Here is a 20,669-nt window from a genome sequence, read left to right on the forward strand (position 1 = left end):
GCGGTGGGGTGGCCGGACAACTCCTGCACGAGCGTCTCGGCGGCGCGCGGGTCGTTGGTGACCCGGGTGCCGCCGATGGTGTGGGCGAGCAGCGCGAGCGCGGCGGGGGTGTCCAGGCCGCCGAGGGTGCACGGGCGGACGTCCGGAATGCCGGACAGCGGGCCGTCGGCGGTGGCCACCACCAGGCTGCCGGGCGACTCGGGCAGCAGCCCGGAGAGCTGGTCGGCGCGCACCACGTCGTCGAGTACCAGCAGCAGCCGGCGCCCGGCGGTGGCGGCGCGCAGTACGGCCACCGGGTCTGCGGCGGGGTCCGGCAGGGGCGCGGTGTCGGTTCGGCCGGGAGCCGACTGCCCGGGCAGCGCGACCGCGGGACGGCCGGCGGGCCCCCGGCCGGCGAGGGCCCGAAGCAGCGCGCGGGCGGTGTCCTCCGCGGGCACGGGGACGCCGTCGGTGTCGGTGAGCCGCACGAAGAACTGCCCGTCGGGGTATGCCGCCGCGAGCTCCCGCGCCAGCTTGGCCGCCAGTCCGGTGCGCCCGGCGCCGGGACGGCCGACGACCAGCAGCACCCTGCCGCGGTCCGGTTGCTTCCCGCCGGCAACGGCGAGCCCGGGCCGCACGATGTCGGCGCGCAGCTGGGCGAGTTCCCGCTCGCGCCCCCCGAAGTACGCGGCCGGCTCGGGCAGTTCGCGTGCGACGACGGTGCCGACGGGTTCGGCGGCGGGCGCGGGCGGGCCGCCGGCGGGTGCGGCGGCCGGCGGGAGCGGCGACCGGGGCGGCACCGAAGGGGCCGGAACGGGTACGGCCGCCGGTTCGACGCGCACGCCGGGGCCGGGACGTACGGCAGACGCGGCGGGAGCGGAACGGGCACGGCCGGCAGAAGCGGCCGGGCCGGCGGAAGGGGCGGGTTGGGACGGCATGCCCGCGGCGCGCCCTCCCGGGTCCGCGCGCTGCCCGACCTGGGGCTCGGGCTCCCGATCCGGCGTCGGCTGCGGCTGCGGCTGCGGCTGCGGCTGCGGCCCGGTGTCTCCCGGTTCGGGAGCCGCCGTTTCCGCCGCTTCTCCCGCTTCCCCCGTGGCCTCGGACTGCCCGCCGGCCGGCTCGGGTTCCTCCGCCGATCGCCCGGGTTCCACCACTGCCGGGGCACCCGCCGTGCCCGCCGGCTCCAACTCCTCTTCCGGCTCCGGCTCTGCAGGAGACCGCTCGGGCGCAGGGCTCCCCGTCTCGTCGGTGCTCCCCGCAGGGGACCGCCGCGGGTCGAGGGCCTGGTCCGGCACTGGCGCGCTCCCGGAGGTGAGGTGGTGCCCCGGGAAGGGGGCGCGTCGAGCCTAGTTCACGCCGGGCACCGCGCTCCTGGGTCCTTGGCCGACGAGGGCACCAATGATCACCCTTTCAGATCACCCCGCGCCCCTTCGACCCCCGCTACGCCGTGAACGGCCGCGCCGGCCACGACGAATCCGCCGGGCGCAGCGCGTCCACTCCGCCCGAGCCGAGCGCGGCGTTGAGCGCGAGCACCCCGACCACCAGGCAGCTGTTGTGGAGTTCGCCCGCCAGCACCCCCTGGACCAGCTCGGCAAGCGGCACCCGCGCGTACTCCAGGTCGGCCTCCTCCTCGCTGACCTCGAAGCGCTCGCCTTCGGCCGCGGAGACACCGCGGGCCAGGAAGACCCGGACCGCCTCGTCGGAGCCGCCGGGCGTGGTGTAGATGTCGGCGAGCACCCGCCAGTCCTCGGCCTTGACGTGCGCCTCCTCGTACAGCTCGCGCTGGGCGGCGTGCAGCGGGTTCTCGCCGGGGATGTCGAGCAGCCCGGCGGGGATCTCCCAGAGCTTCTGCCGGACCGGGTGCCGGTACTGCTTGAGCACCAGGACGCGGTCGGCGTCGTCGAGGGCGAGGACGGCCACGGAACCGGGGTGGACCTGGTAGTCACGGCTGACGGTGGAGCCGTCGGGCATCACCACCCGGTCGGTGCGCACACCGGTCTTCTTGCCGGTGAACGGCGTGGTGGTGGCCGTGACCTGCCACTCCTGCGGAGTGTCCTGCAGCATGGTGCGCCTTCCGGTGTGTCAGGGAGTCGGGATTGCGGCCGGGGTGCGGGATGCCAGCGGGATGTCAGCGCGCCGTCTGGGCCGCGACCGCGGCCTTGACCAGGCCGGCGAAGAGCGGGTGCGGCCGGGTCGGCCGGGACTTCAGCTCGGGGTGGGCCTGCGTCGCCACCAGGTAGGGGTGCACGTCGCGCGGGTACTCCACGTACTCCACCAGCTTGTTGTCGGGCGAGGTGCCGGAGAAGACCAGGCCGGCCTTCTGCTCCAGCTCGGCCCGGTAGGCGTTGTTGACCTCGTAGCGGTGGCGGTGCCGCTCCTCGACGTAGGGCTGGTCGCCGTAGACCTCTCGGACGATGGAGCCCTCGGCGAGCTTGGCCGGATAGGTGCCCAGCCGCATGGTGCCGCCGAGGTCGCCCTTGCCGTCCACGATGTCGAGCTGTTCGGCCATGGTGGAGATGACCGGGTGCGCGGTGGCGGGGTCGAACTCGGTGGAGTTCGCGTCGGCGATCCCGGCGAGGTTGCGGGCGGCCTCGATCACGATGCACTGCAGGCCCAGGCACAGGCCGAGCAGCGGGAGGCGCTGCTCGCGCGCGTAGGTGATGGCGCCGACCTTGCCCTCCACGCCGCGGTCGCCGAAGCCGCCGGGCACGCACACCGCGTCGACACCGGCGAGCTGCGCCGCGGCGCCGGCGGGGGTCTTGCAGTCGTCGGAGGCGACCCACTTCACGGTCACGCGGGCGTTGTTCGCGAAGCCGCCGGCCCGGATCGCCTCGGTGACCGACAGGTAGGCGTCGGGCAGGTCGATGTACTTGCCGACCAGGGCGACGGTGACCTCGTGGGCGGGTTCGTGCACCCGCTTGAGCAGGTCGTCCCACTGGGACCAGTCCACGTCGCGGAAGGGCAGGTCCAGCCGCCGCACCACGTAGGCGTCCAAACCCTCGGTGTGCAGCACCTTGGGGATGTCGTAGATGGAGGGGGCGTCGATCGCGGCGACCACCGCGTCCTCGTCGACGTCGCACATCAGGGAGATCTTCCGCTTGATCGCGGTGGGCACCTCGCGGTCGGCGCGCAGCACGATCGCGTCGGGCTGGATGCCGATGTTGCGCAGCGCCGCGACCGAGTGCTGGGTCGGCTTGGTCTTCAGCTCGCCGGACGGGCCGATGTAGGGGAGCAGGGAGATGTGCACCACGAACACGTTGTCGCGGCCGACCTCGTGGCGGACCTGGCGGACCGACTCCAGGAAGGGCAGCGACTCGATGTCGCCGACGGTGCCGCCGACCTCGGTGATGACCACGTCGACGTCGCCGCCGGCCATCCGCCGGATACGGGACTTGATCTCGTTGGTGATGTGCGGGATGACCTGGACGGTGTCGCCCAGGTACTCGCCGCGCCGCTCCTTTGCGATCACCGAGGAGTAGATCTGGCCGGTGGTGACGTTCGCGGAGCCGGCCAGGTTCACGTCGAGGAAGCGCTCGTAGTGGCCGATGTCGAGGTCGGTCTCGGCGCCGTCGTCGGTGACGAAGACCTCACCGTGCTGGAACGGGTTCATCGTGCCCGGGTCCACGTTGAGATACGGGTCGAGCTTCTGCATGGTCACGCGCAGGCCGCGCGCCTTGAGCAAGGCGCCGAGGCTGGAGGCGGTGAGTCCCTTGCCCAGCGAGGAGGCCACCCCACCGGTGACGAAGATGTGCTTGGTCGTCGTGGATTTCGGCGCAATTGCCAAGAGGGGGCTCCCGTGGTCGCAAGGTGAGGGTCGGGACGGCGCTCGGGTCGTTCGCGCCGTCGCGGCGGTTCAGTGGTTCACAGCCCACCGGCCCACGGGCTACCAGGGTATCAGCGCCTTCGGGCGCGGATGGCGGCAGGCGCGGACCGCCGGGGAGTATTCACCGCACGACGACGGCATGGCGATGATGTGAGGAATCCGTGGTGACCGTGCGGACGCCAGGTGCCAATCGCGTGCACGGCGGTCGACGTGCGAGGCTGGACGGCGGGCACGTAACGTGTCTGCCTGCGGTGACGTCCGATCCGCTCGCACCCGGTCGGGTGACCACCCGACCGGCGCAGTGAAGATCAGGGAGAGGCGCGCACCGCTCGCTGTGAGGACGTATTCTGCTCGAACGCATTGCGCGAGCGACCGGCACGGCACCATCCCCGCCCCTCTCCGGATCACTAGCTCGTCCACAGTTCCAGAGCTGATTTGCCGCAGGAATTGCCCCCATACCGCAAGACCGTCCCAGCGGGGGCGGCGCCGTGTTCGACTGGAGTTTCACGTGGCCGGGCGTATCGAGGACTACGCACTCATCGGTGACATGCAGACCGCCGCACTGGTCTGCAGGGACGGCACCGTCGATTGGTTGTGCCTGCCACGGTTCGACTCGCCGGCGGTCTTCGCCGGCCTGCTCGGCACCGACCAGCACGGCTTCTGGCGGATCGGCCCGGCCGTCGCCGAGGGTGTGAAGACGCCGGACGCGACACGCCGCCATTACCGCGGCGAGTCGCTGATCCTGGAGTCGGAGTGGGACACCCGCACCGGCACGGTCCGGGTGACCGACTTCATGCCGCCGCGAGACGGCGCGCCGCAGGTGATCCGGATAGTGGAGGGCGTCAGCGGCCGGGTGCCGATGCGCTCCTCCCTGCGTATGCGCTTCTCCTACGGCCAGATCGTGCCGTGGGTGCAGCAGGTCGGGGACCGCACGGTCGCGGTGGCCGGCCCCGACTCGGTGTGGTTGGACACCGACGTCGAGACCTACGGCGAAGACCTGACCACGTACAGCGACTTCACCGTCTCACCCGGTGACCGGGTCTGCTTCACCATCAGCTGGGAGCCGTCGCACAAGCCGCAGCCCTCGCTGCCCGACCCGCTCGGCTCGCTCGCCGCGACCGAGGACTTCTGGCGGGAGTGGGTCGAGCAGTGCACGTACACAGGCCCCTACCGGGAGGCCGTGATCCGCTCCCTGATCACGCTCAAGGCCCTCACCTACGGGCCGACCGGCGCGATCGTCGCCGCGCCCACCACCTCCCTGCCGGAGGACATCGGCGGGGTGCGCAACTGGGACTACCGCTTCACCTGGCTGCGGGACGCCGCGATCACCCTGTCCTCCCTGCTGCGCACCGGCTACCGCGAGGAGGCCCGCGCCTGGCGCGAGTGGCTGCTGCGCGCGGTGGCCGGCGACCCGGAGAACCTCCAGATCATGTACGGCATCGCCGGCGAGCGTGAGCTGGGCGAGAACATGCTGCACTGGCTGCCCGGGTACGAAGGCTCGTCGCCGGTACGGATCGGCAACGGCGCCGCGCACCAGCTCCAGCTCGACGTCTACGGCGAGGTCACCGAGGCCCTGCACCTGGGCCACATGACCGGCCTGGCGCGCAACGACTACGCGAGCGTGCTCCAGCTCAAGCTGATCCGCTACCTGGAGAAGCACTGGATGGAGCCCGACGAGGGCATCTGGGAGGTGCGCGGCCCGCGCCGCCACTTCGTGCACTCCAAGGTGATGGCCTGGGTGGCCGTCGACCGCACCGTCAAGCTCATCGAGTCCGGCGAGATCGAGGGCCCGCTGGAAGAGCTGAAGGAACTGCGGGACGAGATCCACTACGACGTCTGCGAGAAGGGCTACGACCGGGAGCGCAACACCTTCACCCAGTCGTACGGCTCGCGCGAGCTGGACGCCTCCTTGCTGCTCATTCCGCAGATGGGCTTCCTTCCCCCGGACGACAAGCGGGTGATCGGCACCATCGAGGCGATCCAGCGGGAGCTGTCCACGGAGGACGGATTCGTGCTGCGCTACCCGACCTCCAGCAGCGACAACAGCGGCGACGAGAACCTCGACGGGCTGCCCGGCGACGAAGGGGCCTTCCTCGCCTGCTCGTTCTGGCTCGCCGACGACCTCGCGATGATCGGCCGCGTGCAGGAGGCCCGCCGCCTCTTCGAGAAGCTGCTCGCGCTGCGCAACGACCTCGGGCTGCTCGCGGAGGAGTGGGACCCGCGCCGCCAGCGCCAAGTCGGCAACTTCCCGCAGGCGTTCAGCCACGTCCCGCTCATCGACACCGCCCTGCGCCTCACCGCCTGCGGCGCCTTCCAGGCGTAGCGGGGCGCCCCTGACCCTTCGGGTGGGTGGTTCCGTCGGTTCAGGGACCACCTGCCCGGTGGGTGGTCGCGCGGGTCAGGGGGCCGTCAACTCGTCGTAGACGCTGAGGACTTGGGCGACCGTGTCGTCCTCGGTGGGCCAGGTGGCGGCTTGGGCGCGGCCGGCGATGGCGAGGGCGGTCCGGCGGTCCGGGTCGGCGAGGAGATCGGTGACCGCGCGGGCGAAGACGTACGGGTCGCCGTAGGGCACGAGGAGGGCCGCGTCGCCGACGAGTTCGGGGGTGCCGCCGACCGCGGTGGCGACCAGGGGGACGCCGGCGTGCAGCGCCTCCTGCGCGATCAGGGGGCGGCCCTCCCAGTGGCTGGGCAGCACCACGAGGTCGGCGGCGGAGAGCAGTTCGGGGATGTCGTCGCGCCGCCCGAGCAGCACCGCCGGCAACTTCTCGGTGTCGATGCGGTGTTCCAGCGCCGCCCGCTCCTGCCCCTCCCCCGCGATCGCCAGCAGCGGCCGCAGTTCGGAGTCGGCCCAGTGCGCGGCCGCCGTCAGCAGGAAGTCGTACCCCTTGGACGGTTCGAGCCGGCCGACGGCCAGCAGCAGCGGCCGGTCCTCGGCGCCGAACTCGGCCCGGACGCGCTGCTTTCTGCGCTCCCCGTCGGCGGGCGGCAGCGGCGGACGGGCCTGCGGTCTCGGTACGGCCGCGGGCGCCAGCCGCACGTCACGGGCGCCGTGGAAGCGGGCCCGGTCGACCAGGTCGGAGGAGACCCCGAGCACCACGGTGGCCGCGCGCACCGCCCGGCGTTCCAGCCAGCGCGCCATCAGCCCGGCCCGGCCCTCGGCAGGTGCCTCCCCGCCGTGCCAGGTCACCACCAGCGGCACCCGGCGGCCGCCGAGCGCGAGGGCGGCGATCAACCCGGCCCGCAGGCCGTGCGCATGGACCACGCCCGCACCGGTGCAGGCGGACCGCAGCGCCGCGACCGCGGGGGCGTCGGCGACCGCGGAACGGCCGAGTTCGACCGGCGAGAAACGGGCACCGGCCGCCGCGAAGCCATACGCGGCGTCGGTACCGGCCGGGCCGCAGACGGTGACGTTCACCCCGCGCGCGACAAGTCCTTCGGCCAGCGAGCAGACGTGCGCGCCCGCCGCCGCGCTCAGCACGTGCACGGCGTGGAGCGGCCCCTGGACGGGGTGCGGGCTGCTGCTCACGCGGGTGGTGCTCCTGACTCGGCGGACGCGGACGCGGCGGGCGCGGACACGGGCGCCCGGTCCAGGATGCCAGGCCGTGGCCCTGGCCTGACCGCCGTGGAGGGCGTCCTTGCCGCCCACCCGCGCCCGGGATCACCCATACGGGTGCGCCGTACGGCCCCAGGCGTCGAACCGCCGCACTCCGGGAGCGTTCCAGAACCGTTCTCCCGCGCCGACCCGGTCCCCCACCGCGGCCAGCGCGACCACGACCGCCGCGTGGGCGACCAGCGCGGTACGCCCGTCGGCGAGGGCGAGGGCCGCGCCCAGCGCCGCACCCAGCGCGTGCGCGCCCGCGTCGCCGAGCATCGTCCGCTCGTTCAGGTCGTCGCCCAGCACCGCGGCGGCCGCGCCGAGCGGCGCGGAGGCCAGCACCGCGCCCGGGCCGCGCCGCAGCAGCCCCGGCAGCCCGACCGTGATCACGGCCTTCGCGGCCCGGCCCGGCGCCACGTCGGCGAGGTTCACCGCATGGGCGCTGCCCGCGATGACGACGCCGGCCAGCACCTGGTCGAGCGGCCTGGCCTTGAGCAGCACGCCCGCCGCCAGGCCCGCCGCGCCGATGCCGAGCAGCTTCACGCCGCCGGACGTCAGCCGCCGCTCCCGCAACGCGCCCAGGTGTGCCGCGAAGCCGCGTTCGCCCGGTACGCCCTTCTGGTCGTCGTACGCCCCGCACGCGCCGGCCGCCAGCGCGGCGCCGACCGCGGCGATCCTGGCCCGCACGCTCACGCCGCCGGCCGCGGCCATCGCGGTCGCGGCTCCCGCGGCTGCCGCCAGCCCGCCGTACAGTTCCACGCCGCGACCGGCGTGGTTCGTCCGCTGCCACATGCGCGCCTCGACGGGGGGCCTGCGGCGCAGTTGGAGGTAGGCCGCCCGGGTCGCCGCGGCAGCGGCGGCCCCCACCGACAGATGCCCGCTTCTCGGGTTCACCGTGTGCGGCTCCTCGCCGTAGTTGGTTGCGGTCCCGTCCCCGGCCGGACGGCCGGTGGGTGGCGGAAGGGGGTACTCACCCCGGCTTCGTGCGGCTCCTTCCGCGAGAGGACGCCAACGCCCAAGAGGCGCTGGGGGCGCCTGCCGGCAGAGCCGGGGGGAGAACTGTGCAGCCGGCCCGCCACCGTCGGGTGGTCCCGGAAGCGACAGGACGGGGCGGCCCGGGTGAACCCGTTCAGCGGGACGCCTTCGCCGCGGCGAGGAGTTCCTCGGCGTGGGCGCGGCCCAACTCCGAGTCCTCCAGCCCCGCGAGCATGCGGGAGAGCTCGCGCACGCGGTCCTCCCCTTCGAGGACGGAGACCCCGCTGCGGGTGACGGACCCGTCGTCGGTCTTCTCGACCAGCAACTGCCGGTCGGCGAACGCCGCGACCTGCGGAAGGTGGGTGACGACGACGACCTGGGCGGTACGCGCCAGCCGGGCGAGCCGCCGGCCGACCTCGACCGCGGCCTTGCCGCCGACCCCGGCGTCGACCTCGTCGAAGAGGTACGTGGGCACGGGGTCGGACCCGGCGAAGACCACTTCCACCGCGAGCATCACCCGGGACAGCTCACCGCCGGAGGCGCCCTTGGCGATGGGCCGCGCGGGCGAGCCGGGGTGCGGGGCGAGTTGGAGCTCGACCTCGTCGGCGCCGGTGGGGCCGACGACGACCGCGCGGCCACCGACCTCGACCCCGGTCGCGGGGTCGGCCGCCCCGGTCTGGCGGATCGCGACGGTGACACGGGCGTGCGGCATGGCGAGTTCGGCGAGTTCCGCGGTGACGGCGACGGCGAACCGCTCGGCCGCTTCGGTGCGCGCGTCGGTGAGGTGCTGGGCGAGGTCGCCGAGTTCGGCGCGCAGCCCGTCGCGCTCCACGGTCAGCTCGGCGATCCGCTCGTCGTCGCCTTCGAGCTCGGTGAACCTGGTGGCGCTGCGCTCGCCCCAGGCGAGGACCGCGTCGATGCCGCCGCCCTTCCCCGCGTCGGCGGCGTCGGTGCCGTACTTGCGGACGAGGTGCGCGAGGACGGACCGGCGCTCCTCGACGGCGGCCAGCCGCAGCGGGTCGGCGTCGAGGTTGTCGGCGTAGCCGGCGAGTTCGCCCGCGACGTCGCCGGCGAGGATGCCGATCTCGCCGAGCCGGACGGCCAGGTCGGCCAGCACCGGGTCATGGGCGCTGACCGCGTCCAGCGCGCGCTGGGCGGCGGCCACGAGGGTGCCCGCGTCGACGCCCTCGGGGTCCTCCGGGTTCCCGGCGAGGCCGGCGTGCGCGAGGGTGGCCGCGGAGGCGAGTGCCTCGGCGTGGCCGAGACGTTCGGCCTCGGCGGCGAGTTCGGTGTCCTCGCCCGGCAGCGGCTCGGCCGCGGAGATCTCCTCGACGCCGAAGCGGAGCAGGTCCGCCTCCTGGACGCGTTCCCGGGCCCGGGTGGTGAGTTCGTCGAGCTGGTCGGCCACGTCCCGCAGCCGGCGGTACGCGGAGCCGTACTTCGCCAGCGGCCCGGCCACGGCGTCGCCCGCGTACCGGTCCAGGGCCTCGCGCTGCCGCGCCGGGCGCAGCAGGCCCTGCTGGTCGGTCTGACCGTGCACCGCGACCAGCTCGTCGGCGAGTTCGGCGAGCAGCCCGACCGGCACGCCGCGGCCGCCGACGTGTGCCCGGGACCGCCCCTCGGCCGACACGGTACGGCTGATCAGCAGGGCGCCGTCGTCCAGTTCCGCGCCCGCCTCCGCGGCGCGCACCGCGGCCGGCGCCTGCGGGTCGAGGCCGATCCTGCCCTCGACCACCGCGTGCTTGGCACCGATCCGCACCAGCGCGGGGTCGGCGCGGCCGCCGAGCAGCAGCCCCAGGCTGGTGACGACCATGGTCTTGCCCGCGCCGGTCTCGCCGGTCACCGCGGTGAAGCCGGGCGACAGCTCCACCACGGCATCCTCGATGACTCCGAGCGACCGAATCCGCATTTCCTCCAACACGGATACGACCATACGAGGTTTCGGCTGGGCGTGGGACCGCCCGGGGTACCCGTTCGCGTGAGTTCCCGGACCTTGCGGCAGGTGGGCGGTGGGCGAGCGACGCGCGGAGGTGCTCCCGCCGGCCTTCCCTCGCTCCCCTGGGGCCCTGGGGCTCAGGGCGCCGCGACTCCGCGCCAGCCGGAGACGGGAAGGGCGAACTTGGCGACCAGGCGGTCCGTGAAGGACGCGTGGTGGAGCCGGGCCAGCCGGACCGGGACGGCGCCGCGGCGGACTTCCACCCGGGCACCCGGGAGGAGTTGGACGGTCCGCCGCCCGTCGCACCACAGGACGCCGTGCTGGGACTGCGGCTGCACCTCGACCGCGAGGACGGAACGCGGCGAGGTCACCAGCGGCCGGGCGAAGAGCGCGTGCGCGCTGATCGGCACCATGAGGAGCGCCTCGACCTCCGGCCAGACCACGGGCCCGCCGGCGGAGAACGCGTAGGCGGTGGAGCCGGTCGGGGTGGCGCACACCACGCCGTCGCCGCCGAACCCGGAGACGGGACGGCCGTCGACCTCGGTGACGACCTCCAGCAGGCGTTCGCGGGACGCCTTCTCCACGGACGCCTCGTTGAGCGCCCAGTCGGTGTGCGCGATGCGGCCGTCGTTGCGGACCAGCACGTCGAGGGTCATCCGCTCCTCGACCTCGTACTCCTTGGTGACGACCCGGTCCACCACCTTGTCGAGGTCGTCCCGCTCGGCCTCGGCGAGGAAGCCGACCCGGCCGAGGTTGACGCCGAGCATCGGCACCCCGGAGGCGCGGGCGAACTCCGCGCCGCGCAGCAGGGTGCCGTCACCGCCCAGCACGATGATCAGTTCGCAGCCCTGTACGGACCCCGGCCCGACCTCGCCGACGAGTTCCACGGCGGACGGCAGCGGCAGGTCCGCGGCCTCGTCCTCCAGCAGCCGCACCCCGATGCCGCAGCGCATCAGCCCGTGCACCACCCGCTCGGCACTGCGGATCGCCGACTCACGGCCGGTGTGGGTCAGCAGGAAAACGGTACGGCTCGCGGTCCCGCCCGCCTCGGGCGACTCGGACAGCTCGGACAGCTCGGTCATCGGGGCCCCTCCGCCACAGCACGGTCGACTTCGGCCGGGTCCAGCGCGGGGGCGCCGGAGCGCAGCCACAGAAAGTACTCCACGTTCCCGGACGGGCCGGGGAGCGGGCTGGCGGTGACGCCGAGCGCACCCAGCCCGAGGGCGGCGGCCTGCTCGGCCACCTTCCGTACGCTCTCGGCCCGCAACTGGGTGCTGCGGACCACGCCGCCGCTGCCCAGCCGTTCCCGGCCCACCTCGAACTGCGGCTTCACCATCAGCACCAGGTCCGCGTCGGGCGCGGCGCACCGCACCAGCGCGGGCAGCACCAGGCCGAGCGGGATGAAGGACAGGTCGCCGACGACCAGTTCGGCCGGCCGGCCGTCGATCGCCTCCAGCGTCAGCTCCCGCACGTTGGTGCGGTCCTTGACGATGACGCGGTCGTCGCTCTGCAGCGACCAGGCGAGCTGGCCGTAGCCGACGTCCACGGCGACCACTTCGGCGGCGCCCGCGCGCAGCAGGACGTCGGTGAACCCGCCGGTGGACGCGCCGGCGTCCAGGGCGCGGCGGCCGGCGACGAGCAGGCCGCGCGGGGTGAACGCGGCGAGCGCGCCGGCCAGTTTGTGGCCGCCGCGCGACACGTAGTCGGGTTCGTCGTCATGCTTGGCCACGACCAGGGCCACGCTGGTCTCCACCTGCGTGGCCGACTTGGTCGCGGTCGCCCCGGCCACGGTCACCCGCCCGGCGGCGATCAACTGGCTGGCGTGCTCGCGGGAGCGCGCGAGTTTCCGGCGCACCAGCTCGGCGTCGAGTCGGCGTCGTGCCACGTACGGTTCAACCCCTGTTCTCGTCCAGCGCGGTCAGCGCATTCCGCAGTCCGGCGTGCACATCTTCGTAGACCTCGATGTGCGCGTCCGTGGGGAGCGCGTCCGCGTCCCGCAGCCGCTCAACCGCGGCGTCCACCTCAGCATTCCCCGTCGCCTCGACCGCCACCCCCAACGGCTCGGACCGCCGCTCGACTTCGGCCACTGCGGGCGCCTGTTCGGCGGAGGTTCCGGGTGCTCCGGGGGGTGCGGGGGTCGTGGACGCCGCGGGCTGCGGCTCGGGGGTCACACCGGGCAGATCGTAGCTCTCACTCATCGCCGCCGCCGGGCCGGGTGGACTCGGGCGCCGGGGCGGACTTGTCGGCGGTCGCGGTCTTCTTGGCCGCCGCCTTCTTCGCGGTCGCCGCCTTCTTCGCGGTCGCCGTCTTCTTCGCGGTCGCCGTCTTCTTGGTGGCGGTGGCCTCGTTCGCGGCGGGGGTGGCGGTCTTCTTCGCGGACGCCGGGGCCGCCTTCTTGGCCGTGGTCCTCTTCGCCGTGGCGGCCTTCTTCGCGGCGGACTTCGCCGGTGCCGTGCCGGCGGGCGAGGTCGCCGAAGCCGTCGAAGTCGTCCTGGCGGGTGCCTTCTTGGCGGTGGTCTTCTTCGCCGTGGCGGTCTTCTTCGCGGTCGCGGTCTTCTTCGCGGTCGTGGCCTTCTTGGCCGCGGCCTTGCGCGGGGTCGCCGACTTGTCCGTCGCCGCGGTCCTGCGCGGGTTGGCCACCGATGTCTGCGGTGTGCCGGCCGTTTTCCCGGGCACGGCCGCGGACTTGGCGGGCGGCGACGGCTCGGGGTCGACCCGGACGTGCTCGACCGGGGGCGTAGACGCCCGGGCCGTCGGGCGGGTGAAGGCGGTGCCCTGCGCCTGCTCCTTGGCGGTGGCCGTCCGGCCCGTGCCCTCGCCGGTGGTCTTGGGCGCGGCCGTCGCCCCGTCACCGGGCTGCGGCGTCTCCAGGTTCCTGATCCGGCGTTCCAGCGTCTCCAGCACGACGCCGACCTTGGTGACTTCGTCGGCGAGCCGGCTGACCCGGCCCATCGTCTTGTCGACTTCTTCCCTGACGATGCCGAGCAGCAGGTCGCGGTTGGCCCGTCCGGAGGCGATCAGCTCGTCCGCGAGGGTCTGCACCTCCGACGGGATCGCCGCACCGATCCGCTCCTGGAGGGCGGCTGGGTCGATCCCCGCCTGGTCGAACATCTCCTTGGCCGCCTCGACCGCACGGCGCCGGGTGGCCTCTGTCAGGCCGCCCGCGATCTGCAGACAGGTACGCAGCGCGTCCCGCATCGCTCACACTCCTCGCCTCGCCGTCGGCGCATGTCGCCACACGCTGATGCATGCGGTGACGACGCTACCTCGTTCCGTCGTCGCGCCCCGATGACGGGCCCTGCGGTACCGTCATCCGGACGTACCGCACCACCGGGAGACACCGCAGCCGATGGCCACCATCGAGGAGTGCCGCAGCGCGCTCGACACCTTGTCGGCGAACCTCGCGAATGCCGACAGCACCGTCCGCGACGCCACCGCGATGGACCGCTCGCTGAGCTGCCGGATCACCGATCTGGACATCACCTTCGTGGGCCGGCTGGCGGGCGGCAGCATCCAGGACGTGGTCACGCTGCCGGGCACGCCCGAGCAGAAGACGCAGATCCGGCTGGCGATGACCGGCGACGACCTGGTCCGGCTGGTCGGCGGCCAGCTGAACTTCGCGAAGGCGTGGGGCGCCGGCCGGGTCAGGGTGCAGGCGAGCCTGCGGGATGTGCTGAGGCTTCGCTCGCTGCTGTAGCGGTGCGGGCCTGCTCCGTATCGCCGCCCTCGTCGCTACGGTCGCCCGTGTCCGTACGGTCGGCGTCGTCGCCACGGTCACCAGTGTTCGAATCCGCGCCCGTGTCCGAATCCGCGCCCGGGTCCGTACCGCCGGCCTTCCCCGGTGCGCGCCGGGCCGCCGGCACGACCAGCGGCGTACCGCTCTCCGGGTCCTCGATGATCCGGCACCGCACCCCGAAGACGCGTTCCACCAGTTCGGTGGTGATGATCTCGGCGGGCGGGCCCTGGGCCTCGATCCGGCCGTCCTTCATGGCGATGAGGTGGGTGGCGTAGCGGGCGGCCTGGTTGAGGTCGTGCAGCACGGCGACGAGGGTGCGGCCGCGCTGCTCGTGCAGGTCCGCGCACAGGTCGAGGACATCGATCTGGTGCTGGATGTCGAGGAACGTGGTCGGCTCGTCGAGCAGCAGCAGCGGGGTCTGCTGGGCGAGGGCCATCGCGATCCAGACGCGTTGCCGTTGACCGCCGGAGAGTTCGTCGACATAGCGATCGGCGAGGGCGGCGACGCCGGTGGCGGCCATCGATTCGTCGACGATCCGCTCGTCCTCGGGGGACCACTGCCGCAGCAGGCCCTGGTGCGGGTAGCGGCCGCGGGCGACCAGCCCGGAGACGGTGATGCCGTCGGGGGCGACCGAGCTCTGCGGGAGCAGGCCGAGCGTCCTGGCCACCGCCTTCGCGGGGAGCGCGCCGATCGCCCGGCCGTCGAGCAGCACCCGGCCCTCGGCGGGCTTCAGCAGCCGCGACAGGGCGCGCAGCAATGTCGACTTGCCGCACGCATTCGGGCCGACGATGACCGTGAAGGAGCGGTCGGGTATCGCGACCGACAGGTCCTCGGCGATGATCCGCTGGTCGTAGCCGAGCGTGACGGCCTCGGCGGCGAGGCGGGTGCCGCCGGCCGGGTTCGGGCCCTGGTCCCGCACCCCGGATCGGGTGTCGGCGGCCGATCCGTCCTCGGCCGCCTTCGCCGCCTTCGCCGTCGTGCGTGTCGACTTGTCGGTGCCGCGGAACATCCGGCGGAACCCCTTTCCTGGTAGGGCCGTTGACTCGTCCTGGACGTGCCCCGTCTCGGCGTCGCCTCGTACGCCGGCCTCGCCTCGTACACCGGCCTCCCGCCGTACACCTTCCTCGCCCCGCGCCGCGGTCTCCCCGCTCATATCCGCCCCGCCCTTCGTTCGCTGATCAGCAGCCACAGCAGGTAGCCGCCGCCGAGCACCCCGGTGGCGACGCCGACCGGCACCTCGCCCGACCCGAAGGCGCGCTGGGCGGCCCAGTCGGCGGCGACCAGCAGGGCCGCGCCCATGAGGGCGGACGGGACGAGGGCGACACCGGGTGAACGGGTGAGCCGGCGGGCGAGTTGGGGCGCGGTGAGGGCGACGAACGCGATCGGGCCGGCGGCCGCGGTCGCGGAGGCGGTGAGCAACACGGCGACCAGGACGGTGATGAGCCTGATCCGCTCGACGTGTACACCCAGCGCGCTGGCCGCGTCATCACCCATCTCGGTGATCCGCAGCGCACGTCCGCTGACGAGCAGGATCGGCATCAGCACGACGGCCGCGCCGAGCAGCGGCCATGCCTGGGACCAGTCCCGGCCGTCGAGCGACCCGGTGATCCACACCACGGCCCGCGCCGCGTCCACGATGTCCGCCTTGACCAGCAGGTAGCTGTTGACGGCCGACAGCACCGCGGAGGCGCCGATGCCGACCAGCACCAGCCGGTAGCCGTGCACCCCGCGCTTCCAGGCCAGCAGGTAGACCGCGATCCCGGTGAGCAGGCCGCCCACCACCGCGCCGATCGCGACCTGGTACGCCGGGCCCTTGAGCAGCACGATCACGATCAGGGCGCCGGCGGCCGAGCCCTGGCCGAAGCCGATGACGTCCGGGCTGCCGAGCGGGTTGCGGGAGACGGTCTGGAAGGCGGCGCCCGCCATGCCCAGGCTCGCGCCGACCAGCAGCGCCACCACGACCCGCGGCAGCCGCAGTTGGCGGACGATGAAGTCCTGGCCCGGGTTGCCGTGGCCGGTGAGGCTGCGCAGCACGTCGAGCGGGGAGATGTGGTAGTCGCCGGTGCCGATCAGCACCACGGACACGGCCAGCGCGATGACGATCAGGCCCGTGCACACCAGCAGCGAGCGCCGGTCGACGCGCACGGAGCGGCCGCCGCGGCGCAGTACGGTCCGGCTCACAGTTCGGCCATCCTTCGGCGTCGGACCAGCGCGATGAAGACGGGGCCGCCGATGACGGCGGTGACGATGCCGACCTGGAGTTCGGCGGGCCGGGTGACGACCCGTCCGATGACGTCGGAGCCGAGCAGCAGCACGGGCGACAGCACCGCGGCGTACGGGAGTATCCAGCGCATGTCAGGGCCGGTGATGCCGCGGACCACGTGCGGGACCATCAGGCCGACGAAGACGATCGGGCCGCACGCGGCGGTGGCGGCGCCGCACAGCAGGGTGATCGCGGCCATCACCATCACGCGGGTGCGGGTGAGTTTCGCGCCCAACCCGCGCGCGGTGTCGTCGCCGAGGGCGACCGCGTTCAGCGGGCGGGCCGCGGCCAGGGCGAGCGCCGCGCCCACCGCGAGGAAGGGCGCGATATCCCGGACGGTGGCCATGTTCGCGGAGGCGAGCGAGCCGACCTGCCAGAAGCGCATCCGGTCCAGGGCGACGTTGTCGGTGAGTTCGACCGCGGTGGTCCAGCCCTGGAGCAGCGCGGTGATCGCGGTGCCGGCGAGGGCGAGCCGTACCGGGGTCGCGGAGCGGCTGCCGCCGATGAGGTAGACGAGCACGGAGACCACGGCGGCGCCGGCCAGCGCGAACCAGACGTAGCCCGTGGTCGAGGTGACGCCGAGGAAGCTGATCCCGGAGACCACGGCAGCGGCGGCCCCGGCGTTGACGCCGAGCAGTCCGGGGTCGGCGAGCGGGTTGCGGGTCAGTGCCTGCATCGCGGCCCCGGCCACACCGAGCGCCGCGCCGACCAGCAGGCCGAGTACCGTGCGGGGCAACCGCAGTTTGCGGACCACGACGTCGTCGTCGGTGCCGGAGTAGTGGAACAGGCCGTGCCACACCTGGTCGACGGGGATGTTCCGCGCGCCGATCGCGACGCTCGCCACCACCACGACGGCGAGAAGCCCCAGGGCCAACAGCAGTCCGGTGGCCCGGCGCGCGTTGGCGCGGGAGACACTGCCGCGCGGCGGGGCGGAGGGGGGCCCGATATCCGCCCGAGGCGGGGAGTGACGGTCGACCAGCACGGAACTTAGGTTAGCCTACCCTCGCCAGGTCACTTCGAGCAGAGCGGTAGCCGTCATGCATTCGTCCCGTTTCGCAACAACGTCCGCATTGTCGCGCCGAGGTGTGCTCGCCGCCGGTGGATCGGTCGGACTCGGCGCGCTGCTGGCGGCATGCGGCGGGTCGTCGGACTCCGGCTCCTCCGGCTCGGCCAAGTCCGGCGGCAACGGCGCGAAGACCTCCTCCGGCCCGTGGAGTTTCACCGACGACCGCAAGAAGACCGTCAAGGCGGACCACATCCCGGGCAACCTCGTGGCCTACATCGGCTCCGCGGCCGCCCTGCACGACTACGGCATCGAGTGTAGCGGCGTCTTCGGCCCCACCACCCTCAAGAACGGCTCCGCCGACCCGATGGCCGGGGACATCGACGTCAAGAAGGTCACCGTGATCGGCAGCACCTGGGGCGAGTTCAACATCGAGAAGTACGCCGCCCTCGACCCCGGCCTGCTGATCAGCCACATGTACGAGGCCCCCACGCTGTGGTACGTCCCGGACGACAGCGCCAAGAAGATCCTCGCCCTGGCACCCAGCGTCGGCATCGACGTCGCAGGCGTCCCGCTCACCACACCGCTCCAGCGCTACGCCGAACTCGCCCGGTCCCTCGGCGCGGACATGTCCTCCGGCGCCAACGCCGCCCAGAAGGCCCGCTTCGAGAAGTCGTCCGCGGACCTGCGCGCCGCCGCCAAGGCGCACCCGGGCGTCACGGTGATGGCCGGCTCCGCGAGCACCGACTCCTTCTACGTCTCCACCCCGTCCTCCGCGGCCGACTTGAGCTACTACAAGAGCCTCGGGGTGGACTTCATCGTCCCGAACAAGGTCAAGGGCGGCTTCTTCGAGACGCTGAGCTGGGAGAACGCCGACAAGTACAAGTCGGACATCATCATGCTCGACAGCCGCACCGCCACCCTCCAGCCCAAGGACCTGATCAGCAAGCCCACATGGACCCAGCTCCCCGCGGTCAAGGCCGACCAGGTGATCGGCTGGCCGAGCGAGCCGATCTTCTCCTACGCCAAGTGCGCCGACCGGATCGACGCGCTGACCAAGGCCATCACGTCCGCGAGGAAGGTGATCTGACACCATGTCCGACCTGCCCTACAACTTCTTCCACCCGCAGGTGGTGCGCACCCAGCAGCTCTCGCCGACCCTGCTACGGGTGGTGTTCGGCGGCGCGGACCTCGCCCGGATCGTCACCGGCGGCCGCGACCAGCGCTTCAAGCTGTTCCTGCCGCACCCCGGCCAGCCGGCCCCCGTCCTGCCCGACGTGCTCGACACCGACTGGTACGCCCGCTGGCGCGGGCTCGACCCGGCCGTGCGCGGCGTCATGCGCACCTACACCGTCAGCGGAGTGCGCCGGGACCCGGCGGAGATCGACGTCGACTTCGCGCTGCACGGCGACCTCGGCCCCGCCTCCCGGTGGGCCACCCGCGCCCGCCCCGGCGACCGCGTCTCGATCCTCGCGCCCGTCGTCGAGGACAACGGCGGCGTCGACTTCCGCCCGCCGGCCGGCACCGGCTGGGTGCTGCTCACCGCCGACGAGACCGCGCTGCCCGCGGTCGCGAACATCCTCGCCGCGCTCCCCGCCGACCTGCCCGTGCGCGCCTTCATCGAGGTCGGCCACCCCGACGACCGCATCCTGTTGCCCACCAAGGCCGACGCCGAGATCACCTGGCTGGTCCGCCGCGGCCACGACCGCACCGCTCCCCTGCTCGACGCGGTCCGCGCCGTCCGCGTCCCCGAAGGGACCGTCCCCTACGCCTGGTTGGCCGGCGAGTCCGGCTGCGTGCGCGCGCTGCGCCGCCAGCTGGTCTCCGAACGCGGCCTGGACCGCAAGGCCGTCTCCTTCACCGGCTACTGGCGCCAGGGCCGCACCGAGGACGACCTGCTCACCGCCGCGGTCGCCGCGGTGGAGGCCGAAGCGGAGGAGCAGCAGGCGGCAACGGCACAGCCGACGGTGGTCACCCGGCCGGCCGTGGCCGTGGCCGCGGGATAGGGCGCCGGCCGGGGCCGGACCCGCCTCACCCGGCCCACCGGCCGGTGAAGAAGGCCAGCGCGACGATGGTGGTCAGTGGTCCGGCCACCGCGAAGTAGGCGGTGCGCAGCCGTGGCCGGACGGTGGTCGCCGCGCACAGCGACGTCCACAGCGGCCACCACAGCAGCGCCGCCCGCGGGATCGACATGTACCAGTACGAGGTGCCCAGCGCCCACAGGCTCAGCGCGACGTACACCGCCTCCGCCCAGCGGCGCCGCCGGAGCAGGTGGAGCAGCACCACCAACCCGGCCACCATCGCGAGCAGTTCGGCCTGGAACATGATCGCGAAGCCGGTGCTCTGGTGGTGCCCGAACGCGGCGGTCCAGGTATGGTGCCACGCGGTCCACGGACGGTGGAAGTCCCGGGCCCAGCCGCGGTCCTCCGCGTCCTTCCACGCCATCCAGTCGCCGGTGCGGGCATGCAGGTAGGCGCTGTACAGCAACGGCGGCAGCGCGGGCAGCGCCAGCCAGGGCAGCGCGCGCAGGTCACGCGGGCGGCGCACCGAGGTCAGGAACTGGACGGCGAGCGCCGCCGCCAGGAAGAGCCCGCTCACCCGCACCGCGCAGGCCAGGCAGGCCAGCACCGCCGCCTGGCCCCACGCCGCCCGGCGGGCCGCGAGCCACGCGGGCAGCGCCAGCGCGAGAAACAGCGCCTCGGTGTAGCCGACCGCGAGGAACACCGCGCACGGCGACAGCAGGAACAGCCCTGCGGTGCGCCGCCCCGCGTCGGCGCCCGGCAGGTCGAGCCCGGCTATTCGGCCGAGCGCCAGCACGGCGACCGCGCCCGCCACGAACGAGACGGCCAGCCCGGCGGCGGTCCAGTCGCCGATCACCGTGTGCACCGCGCGCAGCACCAGCGGGAACCCCGGGAAGAACGCCTCGCGGTTGTCCCAGCCGTTCTGGCCGGGGCCGAGACCGCCCGCGGGGAAGTAGCCGTCCCGCGCGATGTGCAGGTAGTACGCCCAGTCCCACTGTTGCCACGGCGCGAGGACCGACACCGGGTGGTGGCTGTTCTCGTCGGCCGGGAAGAGCCAGCGGGCGCAGTACTCGGTGACCCACAACCCGGCTCGGGTCAGGACGTACAGCACCAGCACGTCGCGGTCCGCGGGCGTCAGCCGGGCGGCGAACTGCCGTGCCGGGGACGGGCGTCGGCGCCGCGCGCCGGATCGCTCCGGGGGCGCGGCGGGAGCCGCCTCGGTGGCCGGCGGGGCGGGGGAGAGCGTCATGAACGGACCTTCCGGGCTGCGTCAGGACGTACGGCACCGCGCCCTGGCGGGTGGACGCGCGGGCGGAGGCGGTGCGGGATATCGGGATC

At 73.6% G+C, this 20,669-nt stretch carries 18 protein-coding genes; 4 read left to right on the plus strand and 14 right to left on the minus strand.

All coding sequences use genetic code 11. The annotated features are described in order from the left end of the window. From AC13HU_RS08315 to AC13HU_RS08325, 3 genes are all read right to left on the minus strand, one after another. Nucleotides 1–821, minus strand: an 821-nt coding sequence (locus tag AC13HU_RS08315) for an AAA family ATPase (protein ID WP_483041118.1), incomplete at its 3' end; no start/stop codon positions are given. 598 nt (nt 822–1,419) lie between these two features. Further along, nucleotides 1,420–2,043 (minus strand): NUDIX domain-containing protein, encoded by a 624-nt coding sequence (locus tag AC13HU_RS08320; RefSeq protein WP_483041119.1) that lies wholly within the window; start codon nt 2,041–2,043, stop codon nt 1,420–1,422. 64 nt (nt 2,044–2,107) lie between these two features. Beyond that, a complete protein-coding gene (locus AC13HU_RS08325; RefSeq protein WP_483041120.1) occupies nt 2,108–3,763 on the minus strand; it encodes a CTP synthase in 1,656 nt (551 codons plus the stop codon). Between the two features lie 535 nt (nt 3,764–4,298). Here AC13HU_RS08325 and AC13HU_RS08330 point away from each other — a divergent pair. Beyond that, nucleotides 4,299–6,125, plus strand: a complete 1,827-nt coding sequence (locus tag AC13HU_RS08330) for a glycoside hydrolase family 15 protein (protein WP_483041134.1) — start codon at nt 4,299–4,301, stop codon at nt 6,123–6,125. Between the two features lie 75 nt (nt 6,126–6,200). Here AC13HU_RS08330 and AC13HU_RS08335 read toward each other — a convergent pair whose 3' ends face one another. From AC13HU_RS08335 to AC13HU_RS08365, 7 genes are all read right to left on the minus strand, one after another. Continuing rightward, nucleotides 6,201–7,328, minus strand: coding sequence for a glycosyltransferase family 4 protein (locus tag AC13HU_RS08335; protein ID WP_483041121.1), 1,128 nt, complete (start codon nt 7,326–7,328; stop codon nt 6,201–6,203). Nucleotides 7,329–7,460: 132 nt separating this feature from the next. Further along, nucleotides 7,461–8,291, minus strand: a complete 831-nt coding sequence (locus AC13HU_RS08340; protein ID WP_483041122.1) for a hypothetical protein — start codon at nt 8,289–8,291, stop codon at nt 7,461–7,463. Between the two features lie 235 nt (nt 8,292–8,526). Further along, on the minus strand, nt 8,527–10,305 hold the full coding sequence (gene recN, locus AC13HU_RS08345) for a DNA repair protein RecN (RefSeq protein WP_483041123.1): 1,779 nt from the start codon (nt 10,303–10,305) through the stop codon (nt 8,527–8,529). Between the two features lie 140 nt (nt 10,306–10,445). Beyond that, entirely contained in the window at nt 10,446–11,390 is a 945-nt protein-coding gene (locus AC13HU_RS08350) for an NAD kinase (RefSeq protein ID WP_483041124.1), read from the minus strand. Further along, nucleotides 11,387–12,193 (minus strand): TlyA family RNA methyltransferase, encoded by an 807-nt coding sequence (locus AC13HU_RS08355; RefSeq protein WP_483041125.1) that lies wholly within the window; start codon nt 12,191–12,193, stop codon nt 11,387–11,389. Before AC13HU_RS08355 ends, AC13HU_RS08350 begins: the two co-directional genes overlap by 4 nt. Nucleotides 12,194–12,200: 7 nt before the next feature. Further along, entirely contained in the window at nt 12,201–12,506 is a 306-nt protein-coding gene (locus tag AC13HU_RS08360; RefSeq protein ID WP_483041126.1) for a hypothetical protein, read from the minus strand. Then, nucleotides 12,499–13,506 carry a histone gene (locus AC13HU_RS08365; RefSeq protein WP_483041127.1) on the minus strand — a complete coding sequence of 336 codons (1,008 nt, stop codon included), beginning with the start codon at nt 13,504–13,506 and terminating at the stop codon, nt 12,499–12,501. The genes AC13HU_RS08360 and AC13HU_RS08365 overlap by 8 nt, the downstream gene beginning before the upstream one ends. Nucleotides 13,507–13,657: 151 nt before the next feature. Here AC13HU_RS08365 and AC13HU_RS08370 point away from each other — a divergent pair, with 151 nt between their 5' ends. After that, nucleotides 13,658–14,005, plus strand: coding sequence for a sterol-binding protein (locus tag AC13HU_RS08370; RefSeq protein ID WP_483041128.1), 348 nt, complete (start codon nt 13,658–13,660; stop codon nt 14,003–14,005). Here the strand turns inward: AC13HU_RS08370 and AC13HU_RS08375 are convergent. The 3 genes from AC13HU_RS08375 to AC13HU_RS08385 all read right to left on the minus strand — a co-directional run bounded on the left by AC13HU_RS08375 (nt 13,953) and on the right by AC13HU_RS08385 (nt 17,289). Beyond that, nucleotides 13,953–15,053, minus strand: a complete 1,101-nt coding sequence (locus AC13HU_RS08375) for an ABC transporter ATP-binding protein (RefSeq protein ID WP_483041135.1) — start codon at nt 15,051–15,053, stop codon at nt 13,953–13,955. The two genes, AC13HU_RS08370 and AC13HU_RS08375, sit on opposite strands and share 53 nt — an antisense overlap. 140 nt (nt 15,054–15,193) lie before the next feature. Next, nucleotides 15,194–16,225 carry a FecCD family ABC transporter permease gene (locus AC13HU_RS08380; RefSeq protein WP_483041129.1) on the minus strand — a complete coding sequence of 344 codons (1,032 nt, stop codon included), beginning with the start codon at nt 16,223–16,225 and terminating at the stop codon, nt 15,194–15,196. After that, nucleotides 16,222–17,289: a FecCD family ABC transporter permease gene (locus AC13HU_RS08385; protein ID WP_483041130.1), complete on the minus strand. Its 1,068-nt coding sequence runs from the start codon at nt 17,287–17,289 to the stop codon at nt 16,222–16,224. The genes AC13HU_RS08380 and AC13HU_RS08385 overlap by 4 nt, the downstream gene beginning before the upstream one ends. Nucleotides 17,290–17,344: 55 nt before the next feature. On the opposite strand from AC13HU_RS08385, the gene AC13HU_RS08390 reads away from it, so the two are divergent. After that, nucleotides 17,345–18,400: an ABC transporter substrate-binding protein gene (locus tag AC13HU_RS08390; protein WP_483041131.1), complete on the plus strand. Its 1,056-nt coding sequence runs from the start codon at nt 17,345–17,347 to the stop codon at nt 18,398–18,400. A 4-nt stretch (nt 18,401–18,404) separates the two neighbouring features. Beyond that, nucleotides 18,405–19,316 (plus strand): siderophore-interacting protein, encoded by a 912-nt coding sequence (locus AC13HU_RS08395; RefSeq protein WP_483041132.1) that lies wholly within the window; start codon nt 18,405–18,407, stop codon nt 19,314–19,316. Between the two features lie 25 nt (nt 19,317–19,341). On the opposite strand, the gene AC13HU_RS08400 is transcribed toward AC13HU_RS08395, so the two are convergent. Then, the gene (locus tag AC13HU_RS08400; protein WP_483041133.1) at nt 19,342–20,580 is read right to left on the minus strand and encodes a mannosyltransferase family protein; all 1,239 of its coding nucleotides are present in this window, start codon (nt 20,578–20,580) and stop codon (nt 19,342–19,344) included. Nucleotides 20,581–20,669 lie beyond the last annotated feature (89 nt).

This window comes from Streptomyces sp. NH27 (assembly GCF_056859195.1).